The sequence below is a fragment of the Pilosibacter sp. YYHA0881 genome, from assembly GCF_051602715.1.
Classification (GTDB): domain Bacteria; phylum Bacillota; class Clostridia; order Lachnospirales; family Lachnospiraceae; genus Alitiscatomonas; species Alitiscatomonas aceti.
In genome coordinates this window covers 1,174,026-1,193,741 of record NZ_CP175657.1, presented here as the reverse complement: position 1 = coordinate 1,193,741, position 19,716 = coordinate 1,174,026, and the positions used below count along the sequence as shown (strand labels likewise).

Below are 19,716 nucleotides of genomic sequence, written 5' to 3'. Positions count from 1 at the left end.
GGGGCTTTATCCCTCCGGCTCCCGCTGGTCATAGACCCGTTCCCATTCCTTTGTCCCCTCCACCTTTGCCACCTGGCTCTGGTTCATCCGCAGGAATTTTACCAGCTCATAGCAATCGATCCAGATCTCGTTGTTCCCTTCCTTCTGGGACTCGTCGAAGATCAGCTGGAGGCCGAAATGGAGATGGGGCGTGTCGATGTTGTTGGTGTTTTCCGTGGAGCTGTATCCGGTGCGGCCCAGATAGCCGATCACATCTCCGGCAGTGACCACGCTGCCTTCTGAGAGACAGCTCTGGTAGGGATAATTTTTTCTCAGATGGGCGTAGTAATAATACCGTTTTTTATCGAAGCTGCGGATGCCGATGCGCCAGCCGCCGTACTGGTTCCAGCCCAGGGCCTCCACGGTGCCGGATTCCACGGCGATGATGGGAGTTCCCACCTGGCCCATCATATCATGGCCCAGATGGCGGCGCTTGTAGCCGTAGGAGCGGGAAACGCCGAAGTCGTCATAGTCGCTGTATGGGAAGTCTCTGGCGATGGGGGAAAAGGCCTTGAGCCCGTATTTTGTGACCCAGGTCCCGGATCCAGTCTCTTCCGTGGAAGCCTGCTCCGGTCCGGCTGTTTCTGACGCGGCCTCTTCCGGTCCTGCCTCCTGATCAAAATATCCCACCATGCCGCCCAGGACTGCGCCGTAGGCTTCTTTATAATAGGGATAATATTTCAGGCCCTCTGCCAGCGTATCCATGGATGTGCCGTTTTTTAAGGCTTCGGCCAGGGAATCCAGATCGGCCTGGCGGAACCTGGAAAAATCGCCGCCGTACCGCGCGCCTAAAAATGCCAGGAGCTGGATCCAGTCCAGGTGGACCGGAGCCTGACAGGTGTTGATATCCAGGCGGAAGGCCTTTTCCATGACCTCTGCCGGGACGGTGAAATCCACCCAGCGGATGAAGTCCTTTTCCTTTTCTTCCCCAGGGGGCGCGCTGTCGTCCTGTTCTGAAAGGAAATACGTCTCCGAGGCTGCTTCCCGGCTTTTTAAGCCCAGGGAAAGGGTGAGAAAGGACAGGACCAGAAGCTGTATCACGATGATGACAGACGCTTTTGTTATATGGAACGGTTTCATGGCATACACTCTCCTCCAGGGATTTGCGGGGCAGAGTTCCCGGCCCTGATGCAGAACGGGAGGGAACGCCCCGCAGACATTATATGGGGACAGGCCGGAGAATATGCCGGTTGTCAGGAAAAATGAATTGTGCTATGATAGGGCGTAGCAGGAGGAACCGGCGGCAGGAACGCGGGACTCCCGGAAAGGACGGAAGGAACAATGAAAAAACTGGAAGATTATGTGATCAGCATCCCGGATTTTCCCAGTCCCGGGATCATTTTCAGGGATGTGACATCCATTTTACAGGATGGAGAGGGCCTTCATCTGGCCATTGACCAGCTCCTGGAAATGGTAAAGGATGTGGATTTTGATGTGATCGTGGGAGCCGAGTCCCGTGGCTTTATTTTCGGGATGCCCGTGGCTTATGAGCTCCACAAGCCCTTTATCCTGGCAAGAAAGCCGGGAAAGCTGCCGCGGGAGACGGTTTCTATGGATTATGAGCTGGAATACGGCACAGGGACCATCGAGATGCACGCAGATTCCATTAAACCCGGCCAGAAGGTGGTCATCATCGACGATCTGATCGCCACCGGAGGCACAGTGGAGGCCATTGCAAAGCTGGTGGAAAAGCTGGGCGGCCAGGTGGTGAAGATCTGCTTCATCATGGAGTTAGCGGGCCTCAAGGGCCGGGAAAAGCTGGCTGGCTATGATGTGGAATCAGCCATTATCTATGAAGGAAAATAACGTGTAAAAGCAGCGGGACGGGCTGGAGGAGCGCAGGAGGAAAGCGCCCCTGGCCCGTATTCTGTACCCATAAGGGACATCGTGGAAAGGAAGGATAAGGATGCGGGAGATCGTTTTTAAAATGGAACGGCCCGGCCTGGTGGAGGAGGGCCAGACCGTGGAGGTGAGCGAATCGGTGTCGCCGGTGAACGTCAACTATATGATCGAGCCGGCGGTGGCCATGTCGGGGCTTTTTAAGTTCAACGAGCGGTTAAAAAGCCGCCAGGGCGTGGTAAAAAAGATCGTGGAAAACGACCGGGGCTTTTATGTGACTGTGGAATTTGACGAGTGATCCGGCCTTTTGTGGAACAGCAGCAAAAATAGAAGATATCCGGTGCAGACCAGCCCGATCTGGAGGACGGTGCCGAAAAAGGGAGGCAGGCTGCCGGGAAGGGGCAGCGGATCCGGGAACAGGGAGAAGATCCCCAGGGCTGACGCCAGGCAGAACGAGGGCTTTACGATCACCGCCCAGGCGTTGGGAGCATACCGGACCAGCCTTCTTAAGGAGTACAGATGAAGGAGGGAGAGGACCAGCTCTCCGGCCAGCATCCCCCAGAGGCAGGCACGGATCCCGGCCCGGGGGATCCCGAAAAACACAAAGGCCAGGCGCACCAGCAGGGAGACCAGGTTGTGGAGAAAGGTAACGGAGGTCTTTCCCAGGCCGTTTAATACGCTCCCCATGGTGGTGGACAGATAAAGGAAGGGACAGAGCCAGGCCAGGATGGAGATGAAGCTTCCGGCCTCGGCGCTCTTAAACACCTGGAGCCCCAGGGAATCTCCAAAGGATGTGAAGATCCCGATGCACAGGATCCCCATATAGGAGCTGTACCGGAAGGACAGGGAGATATTTTTCAGGATCCCGGAGCGGTTTCCCAGGGACTGGTGACGGGCCACCGAAGGCAGGAGGACCACTGCCAGAGAGTTTATGATGGCCGAGGGGAACATGACAAAGGGCAGGGCCATTCCTGTGAGGACACCATAGACGCTTAAGGCCTGGGACCGGGAAAGGCCGGAAAGCTCCAGGCGGACGGGGATCAGAATGGCCTCCAGGCTCTGGAGAAGGTTCATGACCAGCCGGTTTCCCATGAGGGGCAGGGCCATGGCCAGGAGCGGGGCTGCGGCTGTGAGGACAGAAGAGGGGGCGGGACGTCCGGAAACGGATGGCCCGTCTTTTTTCCTGCTTCCAAAGAGCAGAAAGGACAGCAGCGTAAAAAGGGCGGAGCCGGCCTCTCCGGCCACCAGACCGGCCACAGCCGCCAGGACCGTTACCGGCCTCCCCTGCTCCTCCCAGATCCTGGCAATGAGAAAGACGGTGAAGATGCGGATGCACTGCTCCACCATCTGGGAAAGGGCCGGGACCTGTACCTTTTCTTTTCCGTAATACCAGCCGCATAAGCAGGCGTGGACGGACGTGCACGGAATGGCCAGGGCCATGGCCGGGAGCAGGGGCGCGCACCGGGGCTCCATCAGCACCTGGGACGCCAGGAAGCCGGAGAAGCGGATGATGACGGCAGCCAGTCCCAGGGCCAGGGAAAAGGAGATGATAAATCCGGCAAAGAGGGTCCTTCCGGCCCGGTCCCGGTCGGCAGCAGTGAAACGGGAGATGGCCGTCTGGATGGAACCGGCGCAGATGGAAAAACAGATGCCATAGATGGGAAAGACCATCTGGTAAACGCCCAGGCCCTCGGCTCCGATGGTGCGGGACAGGAAGATACGGTAAAAGAATCCCAGGATCCTGGAGGCAATGCCGGTCAGGGTAAGGAGGAGGGCTCCGGCCGCCAGGGTATGGTTTTTGAAATAAGAGTGCATGGGGCGCTCCGCGAGGAGAAGATTTGCCACAGTATATGTGAAAATGATTCTCGATATTATTATTTTTTTCTTAAATCTGCCAATATCAGTTGAAAAAACCAGAGAGTATCATATATAATGTAGGATAGCCTCCGGAAACGGGGGCAGAAATAAAAAATATAGAGTAGATGAGGCTTTTAACCTGTATTTACGGAAAGGCGGATTTATGAAGAAGGTAATTTATCTTGACAACGCAGCCACCACCCGGGTGCGCCCGGAGGTCGTGGAGGCGATGCTCCCGTATTTTACGGAGCACTATGGAAATCCCTCTTCGGTGTACGATTTTTCCACACCGTGCAAAAAGGCAATGGCCCACACAAGAGAAGTGATCGCAGGATCCCTGGGTGCCAGTGAAAATGAGATCTATTTCACCAACGGCGGCACCGAAGCCGATAACTGGGCGTTAAAGGCGGCGGCTGAGGCCTACGCTTCCAAGGGGAAACACATTATCACAACACAGATCGAGCACCATGCTGTCCTCCACACCGGCCAGTATCTGGAAAAGCTGGGATATGAGGTAACGTATCTTCCGGTGGATGAGAACGGAGTTGTCAGCGTGGACGCGTTAAAAAAGGCGGTCCGTCCGGATACGATCCTGATCTCCGTGATGTTCGCCAATAATGAGATCGGTACCATCGAGCCCATCCGGGAGATCGGCGAAGTGGCAAAGGAGCACGGCATCCTGTTCCATACGGACGCGGTCCAGGCCTACTGCCACGAGCCCATCAACGTGGATGAGCTTCATATCGACATGCTCAGCGCCAGCGCCCACAAGTTCAACGGCCCCAAGGGCGTGGGCTTCCTTTATATCCGGAAGGGGCTGAAGCTTCGATCCTTTATCCACGGCGGCGCACAGGAGAGAAAGCGCCGGGCCGGTACGGAAAACGTGCCGGGGATCGTGGGGCTTGGAAAGGCTGTGGAGCTTTCCCTGGCTTCCATGAAAGAAAATAAGAAAAAAGAGACAGAGCTCCGGGATCATCTGATCCATAGGGTCATGACGGAGATCCCTTATGTACGGCTCAACGGCCACCCGTCCCAGAGACTGTCCAACAATGCCAACTTTTCGTTCCAGTTTATTGAAGGAGAATCTCTTCTGATCATGTTAGACATGGCCGGGATCTGCGGCTCCTCCGGTTCGGCATGCACCTCCGGGTCCCTGGATCCGTCCCATGTGCTTTTAGCCATCGGACTGCCCCATGAGATCGCCCACGGCTCCCTCCGTCTGACCTTAGGGGAAGAGACCACCATGGAGGATATCGACTATACGGTGGACCAGCTGAAACGGATCGTGGAGCGGCTCCGCTCCATGTCGCCCCTTTACGAGGACTTTGTAAAGAGCAGAGAAAAGAAGGAAAACCAGTAAAACAGGAGAGAAAAGGAGAAAATATATGTATTCAGATAAAGTAATGGACCATTTTGAGCACCCGAGAAACGTGGGAGAGATCGAAAACGCCAGCGGCGTGGGAACTGTGGGAAATGCCAAATGCGGAGATATCATGCGGATCTACTTAGATATCGACGATGCGACCCATATGATCCGGGACTGCAAATTCAAGACCTTTGGCTGCGGTGCGGCTGTGGCCACCAGCAGCATGGCCACCGAAATGGTAAAGGGAAAGACCATTGAGGAGGCCATGCAGGTGACCAATAAGGCGGTGATGGAGGCTCTGGACGGTCTTCCGCCGGTGAAGGTACACTGCTCCCTGCTGGCGGAGGAGGCGATCCATGCGGCTCTGTGGGATTATGCAGAGAAGCACGGAATCAAGATCCAGGGTCTGGAAAAGCCCAAGTCTGATATCAGCGAGCACGATGAGGACGAGGAATATTAAGGAATGGGAAAAAAGGTAGTAGTAGGCATGTCCGGCGGCGTCGATTCTTCGGTCGCCGCCTGCCTTTTAAAGAAGCAGGGCTACGATGTGATCGGAGTGACCATGCAGATCTGGCAGGATGAGGATCCGGAGGAGACAGCGGAAAACGGGGGCTGCTGCGGCCTGACCGCCGTGGAGGACGCCCGGAAGGTGGCCTGGAGCCTGGGGATCCCGTATTATGTGATGAATTTCCGGAAGGAATTCAAGGCTGCGGTGATGGATTACTTTGTGGATGAGTATCTTCACGGGAGGACGCCCAATCCATGCATTGCCTGCAATCGGTATGTGAAATGGGAGGCCCTTTTGTCCAGGAGCCTGGAGATCGGGGCGGATTATATCGCCACGGGCCATTATGCCCGGATCCTTAAGCTGCCCAACGGCCGGTATACGGTGAGGAATTCCGTGACGGCCCAGAAGGACCAGACGTATGCCCTTTATAACCTGACCCAGGACCAGCTTGCGCGGACTCTGATGCCGGTGGGGGACTTCACAAAAGAGGAGATCCGCCAGATGGCAGAGGACATGGGGCTTCCCGTGGCAAAGAAAAAGGACAGCATGGATATATGCTTTATCCCGGATAACGACTACGCGGCCTTCATCCAGCGGTCAGCCGGAGAGGTGCCGGGAGCCGGAAACTTTGTGGATAAGGAAGGGAAAATCCTGGGACGCCACAAGGGGATCACCCACTATACGGTGGGCCAGAGAAAGGGACTGAACCTTTCCATGGGCCATCCCGTATTCGTCACCGGGATCCGTCCGGAAACCAACGAGGTGGTCATCGGGGAAGGGGACGATGTGTTTTCCGATTTCCTGGTCTGCGGCGGGCTCAACTGGATGGCGGAGGACGGCCTTCACGGCGAGGAGCGCCGAGTCATGGCCAAGATCCGTTACAGCCATAAGGGCGCGCCCTGCCTGATCCGGGAACGGGAGGACGGGACCGTGGAATGCCAGTTTGAAACGCCCCAGCGGGCCATCACCCCGGGACAGGCCGTGGTATTTTATGAAAATGATCATATATTCGGAGGAGGGACCATCCTGTGAAAGAACGTATAAAAGGGCGGAAACTCCTCCGCCTGTTTCTGGTGTGTGTCCTGGGGACGGCTCTTCTTTCCGGCTGCGGCGGCATGAACCGGTACCAGACCATGGAGCTGGAAACAGAAACGGAAGCGGCTTCCGGGACAGAGGATATGGCCGTCATCACCATGGGAGAGACAGCGGCAGAAGAGGACGGGACAGAGGCCGGGGAGAGCAGCCCGGAGGAAGCGGCAGCAGCAGAACCGGAGACGGAAAAGTACCAGCCTGTGGATGAGACCGTGGTGGTAAAGGCGGACCTTTTAAATGTGAGAAAAGAGGACCGGGCCGACGCCAGGATCTACGTCCAGTTAAAGAATGGGGAAAAGCTCCGGCGGATTGGCTATAACGAAGAGTGGAGCCAGGTGGAGTATGACGGCAAGACCGCCTATGTGGCCTCGGATCTGGTAGAGGTATGGGTGGAGGAGACGGATGCCCCGGAAGCAGAACCCCAGACGGCAAAAGACAGTTCTGCGGAACCCCAGGCGGGGCCGGAGGGCGCACCCGGAAGCTCCGGGGAAGATCCCCAGCCGGCGGCGGACGGAGCCGGAGCGGTTCCGGCAGATGCATCCGGCCGGGCGGCTGAGGCCCAGGCAGAGGTGCCCTGGAATGGCCATACGGTGGCCATTGACGCCGGACACCAGGCCAAGCCCAATGCAGAAAAGGAGCCCATCGGCCCAGGCTCTGAAACCATGAAGGCCAAAATGCCCCAGGGCGGCGTGGGGGCCGTATCCGGCGTAAAGGAATATGAGCTGACCCTGACGCTGGCAAAAAAGCTGGAGAAGGAGCTGAAGGCCAGGGGCTACCATACGGTGATGATCCGTACCGGACATGACGTAAACTTAAGCAATTCCCAGCGGTCAGCTATGGCCAACGACAGTGAGGCGGAGATCTTCATCCGGCTCCATGCCAATTCCATGGAAAACTCCAGCGTATACGGCGCTCTGGGGATGTGTATGACGGCCCAGAACCCCTATAACGCGGAGCTCCACGACCAGAGCTACCGGCTGGCCAAGTCCATCATCGACAACATCTGCGCCCAGACGGGAACGAAAAACCGCGGGGTCCAGGAGGTGGACAATTCCGGCGAGATCAACTGGAGCCAGATCCCGGTGGCTGTGGTGGAAGCGGGATTTTTAAGCAATCCCGACGAGGACCGGTGGCTTCAGGACGAAAGCTACCAGGATAAGCTGGTGGCCGGGATCGCGGCGGCTGTGGATTCGTATTTCGGGGGAGCTGCAGAATAAAAAATGAAAAAAATTCGATTTTCCACTACACAAAAGAAGAAATATCGTGTATAATAGGGAACAGCGGTCTGGAGACTCCGGGCCGTCTGTCCCATAAGTATACGGAGACGTAGCGAAGCGGTCGTAACGCGGCGCACTCGAAATGCGTTTGCCGGCTAATACCCGGCACGTGGGTTCGAATCCCACCGTCTCCGCTGAAGCCCTTGAAGATCAAGGGCTTTTTTATTTGCAATATGGAAAAGCCTTCCCTAATTGGGATACATACCGGATGCTGTGTGCAGCTCCATGCCGTCTCCAATGAGGACTGCGGCAGCTGCCTGCCAGCTCCAGGCGATGGGCTGAGGGGCAGACCGGCTGCCAGGGATGAAAGTTCATTCTGCATATACCTATATGGGGTACAAATGGAATTTTTGGGTATAAAACAGTGTTTTTTTATCCAATACCCAAAAAATCGGGAGATTTTGGGCATAGAAGGGAAGGTTTATGCGCTGCTGTCCAAAAATCTGGATCTTTAGGAAAATCCGGCGGTTTTCCCCGGAATTTTGGGTATATCTGGAAAAAACTGCCGTATATGCCCAAAGCTCTGGAAGTGTGGCTAAGGCTTTTGGGTATACAGAAAGGGAAAAAGCTGCCATATATGCCCAAAGCCCTGGGGCCAGGCCGCCGCCAGGGCCGGATGCTGAGAATTTCACGCTCCAGAACCGATCCCGACACAGCCATTATGTATCGGAAAACAGAACCTGCAAAAACAGCTATGACAGCCGCCAATCGGCACCGTCATAGCTGTTTTTATGGGGTATCAGTCCAGGATCCGGAAGAAATCCACGGTCCGCTGGATCTTTTTCATCAGTGTGTCGAACATCTGGGGAGTTAAGGACTGGGCTCCGTCGCAGAGAGCCTTCTCCGGATCATTATGGACCTCGATCATCAGACCGTCGGCTCCGGCGGCAATGGCTGCCAGGGCCAGGGGCTCTACCATGAATCGGATCCCGGATGCATGGCTGGGATCCACGATCACCGGCAGATGGGTCTTCTGCTTTAACATGGGAATGGCGGAGATATCCAGGGTATTTCTGGTGGAGGTCTCAAAGGTGCGGATTCCCCGCTCGCAGAGGATGACGTTTTCGTTTCCTCCGGCCATGATGTACTCGGCGCTCATTAAAAGCTCGTCCAGGGTGTTGGCCAGGCCGCGCTTTAAAAGGATGGGCTTCCGGATCTTTCCCAGCTCCTTTAAAAGCTCGAAGTTCTGCATATTCCTGGCTCCCACCTGGATCACGTCCACATCTTCAAAAAGAGGAAGGTGCTCGGCGCTCATGATCTCTGTGACCACTGGGAGTCCCGTGGCTTTTTTGGCCTCCAGAAGAAGATCCAGGCCCTGCTCATGGAGTCCCTGGAAGGCATAGGGGGAAGTCCTGGGCTTGAAGGCCCCGCCCCGTAAAAGGCGGGCTCCGGAGCGCTTCACATCCTCGGCCACCTGGGTGATCTGCTCTCTGGTCTCGATGGAGCATGGACCGGCGATGACCTGGAAGTGCCCGCCGCCGATCTTCTGGCCGCAGACATCCACAACCGTATTTTCCGGGTGCATGGACCGGCTGGCCTTTTTATAGGGCTCCCGGATCCGGCGTACATCCTCTACCACGTCCATGGCCTTCAGCCAGTCCTCATGGATCGATGTGGTGTCGCCGATGAGGCCGATGAGGGAGGTCTGGGTTCCCTGGGAAAGATGGAGCTTAAAGCCCTTGTGTTCAAGCTCCTGCTTCAGGATTTCTACTTTCTCCGGATTGGCATTTTGTTTTAAGATAATGATCATATTCGTTTTCCTCCTGGTTGAAATTCCTATGACATGAAAAAACCGGCGTCTGCTGGGAATGCAAACACCGGCTCCTGGTTTTCGGAAATCTTTAAGAGAAATCGGGAGAGGTTTGTTTTCCGCAGCAAAAGCAGTCCGCGCTATAATAATAACCCGGAAAAGAATAGAAGAAATAATAAGAAGCGTTCCATGCGGTATTCTTCATGATCTGCTGCGTCCTTTCTGAAATCTCATGTTCTGGAAACCATCATACAGCGGATGGTCCCTTTTGTCAACAGAAAATTTAATTGTTTAAAGCGTAACGGTTTTAAGTGAGAGAGACCATCCTGGAAACAATATCCACACACTTCTGGATCCCCAGCCGTCCGCTGTTTAAGCAAAGATCGTAATTCTTCGGCTTTCCCCATTCATTGCCGCTGTAATACTGGTAGTAATCCCGGCGCTTCTGGTCGATGGTACGGATCCTTGCTTCCATTTTTTTTACATCCACGGTCTCATCCTGTTCCAGGGAGAGCAGCCGTTCCACCCGCTTTTTTAAGCTGGAGCAGATGAACACGGAGAACGAGTCTTCCACGATCACGTCCGAGCAGCGTCCGATGATGACACAGGGGCCCAGACTGGCCATTTTTTTGATGATCCGGGACTGGATCACAAAGAGCTGGTCAGAAACGGGCACCTCATAGGTGGAAGAGAAGGGATCGATCACAGCGTACTGGTAGTCGATCCGTTCTTTATGGCCGATCACTTCATCATTGGCATGGAAGATTTCCTCAGAGATATTGCTGTCTTCGGCGGCCATGGAGATGATCTCTTTATCATAAAAAGGAATCCCCAGCTTTTTTGCAAGGCGGTAGCCGATCTCCCGTCCGCCGCTGCCGAATTCCCGGCTGATGGATATGACTTTGCTCATAATTTTGCCTCCCTTTTTGATATAGTATCCCTATCATACCATACTTTCTGCCAATTTCCAACAATTCTCTTTTTTTTCCAGAGGTATTCGTGTATCATAGGAGGAAAAACAGGAGGTGTACTATGACTCTGACCCAGCTTCGCTATGTGATCGCCGCCGCCGACACAGGCTCCATGAACGAGGCGGCAAAAAAGCTCTTTATTTCCCAGCCCAGTCTGTCCCAGGCCCTCAGAGAGCTGGAAAAGGAGATCGGGATCGAGATATTTTTAAGAAATAACCGGGGCGTGATCCTGACAGAGGAGGGCAAAGAGTTCCTGGGATACGCAAGGCAGGTGACAGAGCAGTATGAGCTGATGGAGTCCCGGTACGTGGAAAAGAAGGACGTGAAGAAGAAATTTGCCGTCAGCATGCAGCATTATACCTTTGCGGTCAGTGCCTTCATCGGGATGGTGAAGCAGTTTGGCATGGAGGAATACGAGTTTGCAGTGCGGGAGACCACTACCTATGAAGTGATCGAGGATGTGAAAAACTTCCGGAGCGAGATCGGGATCCTTTATGTCAATGAATTCAATAAGCGGGTGCTTTATAAGTTGTTTTCCACCATGGATCTGGAATTTGAGCTGCTGATGGACTGCGGCGTATATGTATATATGTGGAAGGGCCATCCCCTGGCGGGGAGAACGAGGATCTCCATGGAGGACCTGGAGCCGTATCCCTGCCTTTCCTTTGAGCAGGGCCAGTATAATTCCTTCTATTTTGCGGAGGAGGTCCTCAGTACCTATGATTACAAACGCTCCATTAAGGTCAGCGACCGGGCCACCATTTTAAACCTGATGGTGGGTCTCTGCGGCTATACCCTTTGCTCCGGCATCATCTGTGAGGAGCTCAACGGCTCCGATTACTGTGCAGTCCTTCTGGAAGGGGAGGAGACCATGACCATCGGATATCTGAAACGGAAAGGGGCAGCCTTAAGTCCCCTGGGGCAGAAATATCTGGAGGAGCTGGAGAAGGTCCTGGTATAGAACAACTTGATATAGGAAAAACCTTTAACAAGACGTATTTTTTCTATATTAGACAGGGACGCATTTTTGTGATAGCATACCTTCATTACAGAAAATGACTAAAGGCAGGCAGAAGATATGAAGATCACAGAAATCTTATCCCAGGAAAAACCAGTTCTTTCCTTTGAAGTGTTCCCTCCCAAAAAAGAGAGCGCATATGAGACCGTGGAGCAGGCGGCGGTGGAGATCGCCAGGCTTTCCCCGTCGTTTATGAGCGTCACCTATGGGGCCGGCGGCGGCACCAGCCAGTATACGGCGGACCTGGCGGCCTGCCTGGCGAAAAAATACGGAGTCACGTCCATGGCCCATCTGACCTGTGTTTCCTCCACCAGGGAGCATGTGATGGGCGTGGTGGAACGGCTCAGGGAAAACGGGATCGAAAACATCCTGGCGCTCCGGGGGGATATCCCTTCGGACGGTCATGTGGAAAAGGATTACAGCCACGCCAGTGACCTGGCGGCAGAGCTGGCGGCCATGGGAGATTTCTGCATCGGCGGCGCCTGCTATCCAGAGGGCCATCCCGAATCGAAGAATAAAGCAGAGGACATCCGGTATCTGAAGGAAAAGGTGGACGCAGGCTGCAGCTTCCTGACGACCCAGATGTTTTTTGACAACGATCTGTTCTACAACTTCCTTTACAGGATCCGGGAGGCTGGGATCGCCGTGCCGGTGGTGGCCGGGATCATGCCGGTAACAAACGCAAAGCAGATGAAACGGATCCTCAGCATGTCCGGAACGGTCCTTCCCACCCGTTTTAAAATGCTGTTAGACAGGTTCGGGGACGATCCGGCGGCCATGAAGCAGGCGGGCGTCGCCTATGCCGTATCCCAGATCATCGATCTGGTGGCCAACGGGATCCATGCCATCCATATCTATTCCATGAACAAGCCGGATGTGGCGGAGCAGATCAAGAGCAGCTTATCGGAGATCCTGGTATGATGGAGGACGGGGTCCGCAGGAGCGAGGTGTTCCGGTATCTGGGATATGGGAACCGGGTCCCGGATGAGGAAACAGGAGAACTGGCAGAGGAATGTATAAAAGAGCTCCTGCGGGTATCAGAAGAGCGGATCTGTGTACGGGAGTTTCCGGTGACGGTGCGGGACGGGAGCCTGGACTGCGGCTGTTTCCAGACCTCCAGCAGAAGTCTTTTAAAGAACCTGGGCGGCTGCGCCCGGGTTCTTGTGATGGCGGCGACCCTGGGGACGGGAGTGGACCGGCTGCTCCTTAAGTACGGGAAGCTTTTTATGGCCAGGGCTGTGGTCATGCAGGCAGCAGCAGCGGCTCTGATCGAGGAGGTTTGTGACAGGAATTTTGAGTCCTGGCGAAAGGAATATGAGGAAAAGGGGCTTTACCTGCGGCCAAGATTTTCTCCGGGCTACGGAGATTTCCCGTTAAGCGTCCAGAAGGACCTTCTGGGAGGGCTGGAGGCCGGGAAGCGCCTGGGGATCACTCTGACAGAGGGAGGCCTTATGATGCCGTCCAAATCCGTGACGGCGGTGATCGGGATCAGTCCGGTAAAGGGCTTCTGCCGGACAGAAGGGTGCGAGGCATGTGAAAAAAAGGACTGTCCGTACAGGAGGAGCCTGGGACAGGGAAGGGAGACGTAAAGACAGATGGATATCAGGGATGAACTGAAGCGGAGGCGGATCTTTTTTGACGGAGGCATGGGGAGCATGCTCCAGGAACGGGGACTTCTGCCGGGAGAGCTGCCGGAGACATGGAACCTTTCTCATCCGGAGGCCGTGAAGGAGATCCACCTGGAATACTTAAGGGCCGGGGCCGATGTGGTGACAGCCAATACCTTTGGGGCCAACGGGTTCAAATATAAGAAAGACGAAGGATACAGCCTGGGATCCATTGTAACGGCGGGCGTTTCCCTGGCAAAGGAGGCTGTAAAGGAGGCCGGGCATGGATATGCGGCCCTGGATCTGGGGCCCACGGGGCGGCTTCTGGCCCCCTGCGGGGATCTGGATTTCGAGGATGCATGTAAGGCGTATAAAGAGGTGGTGGAGGCTGGAGTCCGGGCAGGAGCCGACCTGATCGTCATTGAGACCATGGGAGACAGCTATGAGTTAAAGGCAGCGGTGCTGGCAGCCAAGGAGGTCTCATCTCTTCCGGTGTTCGCCACAGTGACCCTGGACGAAAGGGGGAAAATGCTCACGGGAGGCACGGTGGAGACGGCGGCCGCCCTCCTGGAGGGACTGGGAGCGGATGTCATAGGCCTTAACTGCGGTCTGGGACCGGTCCAGCTGCTGCCGTTCATGAAGCATCTCAGAAGCGTCTCCTCCCTTCCTTTGATGGTAAATCCCAATGCCGGCCTTCCCAGGAGCGAGAACGGGCGGACCGTGTATGACATCGATGCCCGCGGCTTTGCCCAGGCCATGAAGGCCATGGCAGAATGCGGAGTTTCTGTCCTTGGCGGCTGCTGCGGAACCACGCCGGAGCATATCCGGAGACTTAGGGAGACCTGCGGCCCGCTTCCTCTGCTTCCAGTGGAAAAAAAGGACCGGACGGTGGTCTCCTCTTATGGACGGACGGTGATCCTGGGAGAAAGGCCCGTGATCATCGGAGAGCGGATCAATCCCACGGGAAAACCCAGGCTTAAACAGGCCCTAAAGGACCGGGATATGGCGTATATCCTGAACATGGCCGCCTCCCAGGAGGAGAATGGGGCGGATATCCTGGACGTGAACGTGGGGCTTCCCGGCATCGATGAGGCGGCAGTGATGACAGAGACCGTAAGAGAGCTCCAGAGCGTAACAGATCTGCCGCTGCAGATCGATACCTCAGACGTAAAGGCCATGGAGCAGGCCATGCGGATCTATAACGGAAAGCCTATGGTCAACTCTGTCAACGGAAAGAAGGAGGTCATGGAGGCGGTGTTCCCGCTGGTGCGGAAGTACGGAGGCGTGGTGGTGGCCCTGTGCCTGGATGAAAACGGGATCCCGGAAACGGCGGCCAGAAGGCTTGCAGTGGCGAAAAAGATTTACGAGACGGCGGCCTCCTACGGTATTGAGAAGAAGGATATCCTGGTGGATGCCTTGTGCATGGCTGTGAGCTCGGATAAGAACGGGGCCATGACCACCCTGGAGACCGTAAAACGGGTCAGGGAGGAGCTGGGAGGAAAAACCGTGCTGGGCGTATCCAACATTTCCTTTGGCCTTCCCATGAGAGAGCATATCAATTCTGCGTTCTTTCTGCTGGCGCTGGAAAATGGCCTGTCTGCGGCGATCATCAATCCTGGCCTCCCGGCCATGGCGGCCGCTTATAAGAGCTTCCTGGTCCTCCACGGGATGGATGAGAACTGCTCCGGCTATGTGGAAAAATACGGGCAGGAGGAGGCGGCCAGGAAGGCAGAGCAGGAGGCCCGGAAGGAAGCGGCGGCTGGAATGCGGAAAAACGGATCCCAGGGAACTGGGGAAACTGAAGGATCCGGAGTTCCCCATGGTCCGGCAGCGCTGGAGGGAGATCCGGCAGAGACTCCTTTAAAGCGCAGCATAAAGAAGGGGATGATCCAGGCGGCTGAAACGGCAGCACGGAACGCCCTTCTTTCAGCAGACGCCCTAACTGTCATAAACCGGGAGATGATCCCAGCTCTGGACGAGGTGGGAAAGGGCTTTGAGGCCGGAACTGTGTTCCTGCCGCAGCTTTTAATGAGCGCAGAGGCTGCCCGGGCTGCTTTTGGGATCATGAAGGAAAAGATGACAAAAGACGGAGTGGAGCGGGAGAATCGGGGCACGGTGATCCTGGCCACAGTCAAGGGAGATATCCACGATATCGGAAAAAACATCGTAAAGGTCCTGCTGGAAAATTATGGGTTCCAGGTGATGGATCTGGGGAGAGACGTGCCGCCGGAGATCATTGCTGCCGCTGCGGTGGAGGGCCATGTCCCTGTGGTGGGACTGAGCGCCCTTATGACAACCACGGTCCCTGCCATGGAGGAGACCATCCGGCTTTTAAGGGAAAAGGCCCCCTGGGCTAAAATCATGGTGGGCGGCGCGGTACTTACAGAGGAGTACGCCAATTCCATCGGCGCCGATGCGTATTGCAAAGATGCCATGGCATCCGTGAATTTTGCAGTCAAATATGTTAAAAAAATATAAAAAAACTAAAGATGAAGTAAAAATAATAAAGAAAAACCAATAAAAACAGATGGTAATAAATTGACATCATTTGTGCAACATGGTATATTAAATATGTAATCGATAAAATCTATACGGAAATGCAGATACATAGAAAAAAGGTATCCGAGGGGTAGGATACGGAAGGCTGCCTGGTGATCCAGACGCCGGAATATGCATTCCGCAGGGGGAGATTTTAAGATTTTATTGTGTACATATGTCCCCTATGGTCTGGGCTTCCAGACCAGCAGAGCCGTAAGGATTCCGGTCCCTGACCGGGATCACATTATGCAATAATAGGAGGAAATACTATGCAAGCATTAACTGACACCTTACTGCCTATCGTGAATACCATTAATGGATATCTGTCTGACTATATCCTGGTATTCCTTCTTATGGGAGCCGGCCTGTACTTCAGCTTCAAGACGAAATTCGTTCAGGTCCGCTGCTTTGGAGAAGGTATGAAGCGGGTATTCGGAAACCTGACTTTAAGCGGCAAGAAGCATGAGAGCGGAATGAGCTCCTTCCAGGCGCTGGCCACAGCCATCGCTGCCCAGGTTGGTACCGGCAATATCGTCGGCGCCTCTGGTGCGATCCTGACCGGCGGTCCCGGCGCTATTTTCTGGATGTGGATCATCGCGTTCTTCGGTATGGCGACCATTTATGCTGAGGCAGTTTTAGCCCAGAAGACACGTGTGAAAAATGAAGACGGACAGTATCTTGGCGGACCTGTTTACTACATCCGCACTGCTTTCCAGGGCAGCCTTGGAAAATTCCTGGCAGCCTTCTTCGCCATTGCCATCATCCTGGCTCTGGGCTTTACCGGCTGTATGGTACAGTCCAACTCCATCGGCTCTACTTTCAGCACAGCCTTTGGTGTTCCGTCCTGGATCGTTGGTATCATTTTAGTAGCAGTATGTGGATTTATTTTCGTTGGCGGCGTTCAGCGTCTTGCTTCCGTTACTGAAAAGCTGGTTCCCCTCATGGCGGCCGTATTCCTTCTGGGCGGCGTTGTTGTCCTGATCGCAAGGATCCAGTATGTTCCGGCAACTTTTGGGATGATCTTCAAATATGCCTTCCAGCCCCAGGCCATCGTCGGCGGTGCTTTTGGTACTGCATTAAAGGCAGCCATCAGCCAGGGTGCAAAGCGCGGCCTGTTCTCCAATGAGGCTGGTATGGGTTCCACACCCCACGCTCATGCTCTTGCAAATGTAAAAGAGCCCCACGAGCAGGGCTGTGTGGCTATGATCGGTGTTTTCATCGATACCTTCGTAGTTCTGACTTTAAACTCCCTGGTTGTTATCTGTACGCTTTACACTCCTGACGGCCCCTTAGCAGCAGGCTATACCGGAGAGGTTGTAAATGTGCTTAACAACACGAACCTGGCCCAGAGTGCCTTCGGCGTTGTGTTTGGCGCAGATCTGGGAGCGAAATTCGTGGCAGTCGCCCTGTTCTTCTTTGCGTTCTCCACGATCCTCGGATGGAATATGTTCGGTAAGGTAAATACGGAGTACCTGTTTGGCAAGAAGGGCGTGACCGTTTATACGATCATTTCTTTGATTTTCATCTTCCTGGGAACCACCACCTCTTCTGATCTGGTATGGGCTCTGTCCGATATGTTCAACCAGCTCATGGTTCTTCCCAACGTCATCGGTCTCGTTGGCTGTACAGCCCTCGTAGTATCCCTGACAAAATTCAAAAAATAAGACTGGAAATCCCCCCCGATATGAAAAAAGGCCTTTCGCTGTATGGTGCAGCGGGAGGCCTTTTTATGGGCTGGAAGTTACAGAGAAACCCAGGATGGGAGACAGGCTGGAAAGAGCAGATGAAAAAACCCCTTATAGTTATTGGATCTTTCAACAACTATAAGAGGTCTGATACAGCAGATAACGGGAGTCGAACCCGCCTTTCCAGCTTGGGAAGCTAGCGTTCTACCGATGAACCATATCTGCAAAAAGAAAAAATGGAGCATATGGGATTCGAACCCACGACCTTTTGAATGCCATTCAAACGCGCTCCCAACTGCGCTAATGCCCCAGTGCCTATATACTACCACAAAAGGATCATTTACACAAGCCCTTTTTTGAAAAAATTTAATTATGTTGCTTTCTTTCTGGTCAAAGGGGGAAACTCCATCCATTCAGGCACATATGCTATCCTAACATCCTTTATTGTGAGGCAGACATGGCACAAGGTTATCTGCAGGTAGATGTGGTTTCAGATACAAATAATTTTCCGATCACAGATGCCAGCATCTCCATATCAAAGACAGAGACGCCGGAGGAGATTCTGGAGGAAGTGAGGACAGACAGCTCCGGCCAGACAGAAAATGTGGCTCTGGAAGCCCCTCCGGCGGAGCTTAGCCTGGCTCCGTCCGGGGAGAGGCCTTACGCAGAATATACGATCCGCATCACAGCGCCGGGATACGAACCTCTGGTGATCTCCGGAACAGAGATCCTGGCAGACGCCACAGCGATCCAGCCGGCCAGGATGATCCCGGCGGCGGATCTTGGAGGAGAAGAGGATATTACGATCCCCGATCACACTTTATACGGAAATTATCCGCCTAAGATCGCAGAGAGTGAGATCAAGCCTGTGACCGGAAGCGGTGAGATCGTCCTTTCCCGGGTAGTGGTCCCCCAGACGGTGATCGTCCATGACGGTGTCCCCACCAACGCATCGGCCCCCGACTATTACGTTCCATACAGGGATTATATTAAAAATGTAGCGTCCAGTGAGATCTATGCCACCTGGCCAAAATCATCCATAACAGCCAATGTGCTGGCCATCATGTCCTTTACCCTGAATCGTGTATACACGGAATGGTACAGGAACCAGGGATACGATTTTACCATTACCTCGTCCACCGCCTATGACCATAAATGGATCTATGGCCGCAACATCTATGAATCCATTTCTGTTGTGGTGGATGATATTTTTGACAATTATCTGTCCAGGCCGGAGGTGAAGCAGCCGATCCTGACCCAGTACTGCGATGGGAGACAGGTGACGTGTCCGGGGTGGATGACACAGTGGGGATCCTGCGACCTTGGTGAACGCGGGTACAGTCCCATCGAGATCCTGCGGTACTTCTACGGCAGCGATCTGTATATCAATACAGCGGAGGCCATTTCCGGGATCCCGGCCTCCTGGCCGGGGGAGGATCTCGTCATAGGCAGCAGCGGAAACAAGGTCCGCCAGATACAGGAGCAGCTGGATGCGGTCGCCACCGTCTATTCGGCGGTTCCCAGGATTGCCGCAGATGGGATCTACGGCCCGGCCACAGCCAGGGCGGTGGAGGCGTTCCAGTCGGTCTTCGGCCTTCCGGTGACGGGAACGGTGGATTTTTCCACCTGGTATAAGATCTCCCATATTTATGTGGGAGTCACACGGATCGCGGAACTGAAGTGAAGTCGAAAATTGTCGTCATGATTCTATTTTCGTCTTACAGCGTCCATACTACAATAAAGGAACAGAACTAAGATGCTGCAAATCTACAAAAGAAATGGAGACAGGCGTAATGACAAACAGAGAAAATGCTGCCCATAAACTGCTGCGTATTCTTGGCGCCAATGGAGGCTACCTGGGCTTTTATTATACGGCCACTGCCATTGAGATCGTCATGGACAGCGGAAAGACCATTTATCAGTGCAAGTGGCTGTATAATGAAGTGGCCGAACGTTATCATACAACGCCCTTCTGTGTGGAAAGGAACATAAGGACTATGGTAGATATGATATGGAATTATGGAAACCGGCAGTTCTTAAAGGAGCTGGTTCCGTATCCATTCAATGCCAAGCCGAAGAACGCCCAGTTCATTGACGGTCTGGTGGCCTATATGGCGGAGCATGAAGAAGAATAAGGCCGTTTCCAGTGGAAGGCCGGAGTCCCGTACA

Annotated in this window: 17 protein-coding genes and 3 tRNA genes; 14 read left to right on the top strand and 6 right to left on the bottom strand. The window is 54.3% G+C overall.

Annotation, left to right across the window (positions count from 1 at the left end; all coding sequences use genetic code 11):
* Positions 1 to 6: 6 nt before the first annotated feature.
* On the bottom strand, positions 7 to 1,119 hold the full coding sequence (locus ACI6NM_RS05635; RefSeq protein WP_158358774.1) for a M23 family metallopeptidase: 1,113 nt from the start codon (positions 1,117 to 1,119) through the stop codon (positions 7 to 9).
* Between the two features lie 201 nt (positions 1,120 to 1,320).
* Here ACI6NM_RS05635 and ACI6NM_RS05630 point away from each other — a divergent pair, with 201 nt between their 5' ends.
* Both ACI6NM_RS05630 and ACI6NM_RS05625 read left to right on the top strand, forming a co-directional pair.
* Positions 1,321 to 1,845 carry an adenine phosphoribosyltransferase gene (locus ACI6NM_RS05630; protein ID WP_022273017.1) on the top strand — a complete coding sequence of 175 codons (525 nt, stop codon included), beginning with the start codon at positions 1,321 to 1,323 and terminating at the stop codon, positions 1,843 to 1,845.
* 100 nt (positions 1,846 to 1,945) lie between these two features.
* Positions 1,946 to 2,176 carry a hypothetical protein gene (locus ACI6NM_RS05625; protein WP_022273016.1) on the top strand — a complete coding sequence of 77 codons (231 nt, stop codon included), beginning with the start codon at positions 1,946 to 1,948 and terminating at the stop codon, positions 2,174 to 2,176.
* On the opposite strand, the gene ACI6NM_RS05620 is transcribed toward ACI6NM_RS05625, so the two are convergent.
* A complete protein-coding gene (locus ACI6NM_RS05620) occupies positions 2,149 to 3,693 on the bottom strand; it encodes a polysaccharide biosynthesis protein (protein WP_262427922.1) in 1,545 nt (514 codons plus the stop codon). The genes ACI6NM_RS05625 and ACI6NM_RS05620 overlap by 28 nt on opposite strands.
* A gap of 205 nt (positions 3,694 to 3,898) precedes the next feature.
* Between ACI6NM_RS05620 and nifS the strand changes: the two genes are divergently transcribed.
* The 5 genes from nifS (at position 3,899) to ACI6NM_RS05595 (ending at position 8,112) form a co-directional block, all read left to right on the top strand.
* A complete protein-coding gene (gene nifS / locus ACI6NM_RS05615; protein ID WP_262427923.1) occupies positions 3,899 to 5,095 on the top strand; it encodes a cysteine desulfurase NifS in 1,197 nt (398 codons plus the stop codon).
* Positions 5,096 to 5,120: 25 nt separating this feature from the next.
* On the top strand, positions 5,121 to 5,561 hold the full coding sequence (gene nifU, locus ACI6NM_RS05610; RefSeq protein WP_022273434.1) for a Fe-S cluster assembly scaffold protein NifU: 441 nt from the start codon (positions 5,121 to 5,123) through the stop codon (positions 5,559 to 5,561).
* Positions 5,562 to 5,564: 3 nt separating this feature from the next.
* Positions 5,565 to 6,641 (top strand): tRNA 2-thiouridine(34) synthase MnmA, encoded by a 1,077-nt coding sequence (gene mnmA, locus ACI6NM_RS05605; protein ID WP_262427925.1) that lies wholly within the window; start codon positions 5,565 to 5,567, stop codon positions 6,639 to 6,641.
* Positions 6,638 to 7,918, top strand: a complete 1,281-nt coding sequence (locus ACI6NM_RS05600) for an N-acetylmuramoyl-L-alanine amidase (RefSeq protein ID WP_262427926.1) — start codon at positions 6,638 to 6,640, stop codon at positions 7,916 to 7,918. Before mnmA ends, ACI6NM_RS05600 begins: the two co-directional genes overlap by 4 nt.
* A 103-nt stretch (positions 7,919 to 8,021) precedes the next feature.
* Positions 8,022 to 8,112: transfer RNA gene (locus ACI6NM_RS05595), tRNA-Ser, on the top strand.
* A gap of 605 nt (positions 8,113 to 8,717) precedes the next feature.
* Here the strand turns inward: ACI6NM_RS05595 and aroF are convergent.
* The gene (gene aroF, locus ACI6NM_RS05590; protein WP_262427927.1) at positions 8,718 to 9,728 is read right to left on the bottom strand and encodes a 3-deoxy-7-phosphoheptulonate synthase; all 1,011 of its coding nucleotides are present in this window, start codon (positions 9,726 to 9,728) and stop codon (positions 8,718 to 8,720) included.
* A gap of 307 nt (positions 9,729 to 10,035) precedes the next feature.
* Positions 10,036 to 10,638 carry a cytidylate kinase-like family protein gene (locus ACI6NM_RS05585; protein WP_262427928.1) on the bottom strand — a complete coding sequence of 201 codons (603 nt, stop codon included), beginning with the start codon at positions 10,636 to 10,638 and terminating at the stop codon, positions 10,036 to 10,038.
* Between the two features lie 122 nt (positions 10,639 to 10,760).
* On the opposite strand from ACI6NM_RS05585, the gene ACI6NM_RS05580 reads away from it, so the two are divergent.
* The 5 genes from ACI6NM_RS05580 to ACI6NM_RS05560 all read left to right on the top strand — a co-directional run bounded on the left by ACI6NM_RS05580 (position 10,761) and on the right by ACI6NM_RS05560 (position 17,526).
* Entirely contained in the window at positions 10,761 to 11,660 is a 900-nt protein-coding gene (locus ACI6NM_RS05580; protein WP_158358767.1) for a LysR family transcriptional regulator, read from the top strand.
* Between the two features lie 117 nt (positions 11,661 to 11,777).
* Positions 11,778 to 12,638, top strand: a complete 861-nt coding sequence (metF, locus tag ACI6NM_RS05575) for a methylenetetrahydrofolate reductase [NAD(P)H] (protein WP_158358766.1) — start codon at positions 11,778 to 11,780, stop codon at positions 12,636 to 12,638.
* Positions 12,638 to 13,306, top strand: a complete 669-nt coding sequence (locus tag ACI6NM_RS05570; RefSeq protein WP_158358811.1) for a vitamin B12 dependent-methionine synthase activation domain-containing protein — start codon at positions 12,638 to 12,640, stop codon at positions 13,304 to 13,306. The genes metF and ACI6NM_RS05570 overlap by 1 nt, the downstream gene beginning before the upstream one ends.
* Before the next feature lie 6 nt (positions 13,307 to 13,312).
* Positions 13,313 to 15,802: a homocysteine S-methyltransferase family protein gene (locus ACI6NM_RS05565; protein ID WP_262427929.1), complete on the top strand. Its 2,490-nt coding sequence runs from the start codon at positions 13,313 to 13,315 to the stop codon at positions 15,800 to 15,802.
* A gap of 329 nt (positions 15,803 to 16,131) precedes the next feature.
* Positions 16,132 to 17,526, top strand: a complete 1,395-nt coding sequence (locus ACI6NM_RS05560; RefSeq protein ID WP_262427930.1) for an alanine/glycine:cation symporter family protein — start codon at positions 16,132 to 16,134, stop codon at positions 17,524 to 17,526.
* 175 nt (positions 17,527 to 17,701) lie between these two features.
* Here ACI6NM_RS05560 and ACI6NM_RS05555 read toward each other — a convergent pair.
* Positions 17,702 to 17,772, bottom strand: a tRNA-Gly gene (locus tag ACI6NM_RS05555).
* A gap of 12 nt (positions 17,773 to 17,784) precedes the next feature.
* Positions 17,785 to 17,857: transfer RNA gene (locus ACI6NM_RS05550), tRNA-Ala, on the bottom strand.
* A gap of 147 nt (positions 17,858 to 18,004) precedes the next feature.
* Between ACI6NM_RS05550 and ACI6NM_RS05545 the strand changes: the two genes are divergently transcribed.
* Positions 18,005 to 19,231, top strand: a complete 1,227-nt coding sequence (locus ACI6NM_RS05545) for a peptidoglycan-binding protein (protein WP_262427931.1) — start codon at positions 18,005 to 18,007, stop codon at positions 19,229 to 19,231.
* Between the two features lie 109 nt (positions 19,232 to 19,340).
* Complete coding sequence (locus tag ACI6NM_RS05540) at positions 19,341 to 19,682, top strand: sporulation initiation factor Spo0A C-terminal domain-containing protein (protein ID WP_022274373.1); 342 nt, start codon at positions 19,341 to 19,343, stop codon at positions 19,680 to 19,682.
* The last annotated feature ends 34 nt before the right edge of the window (positions 19,683 to 19,716 follow it).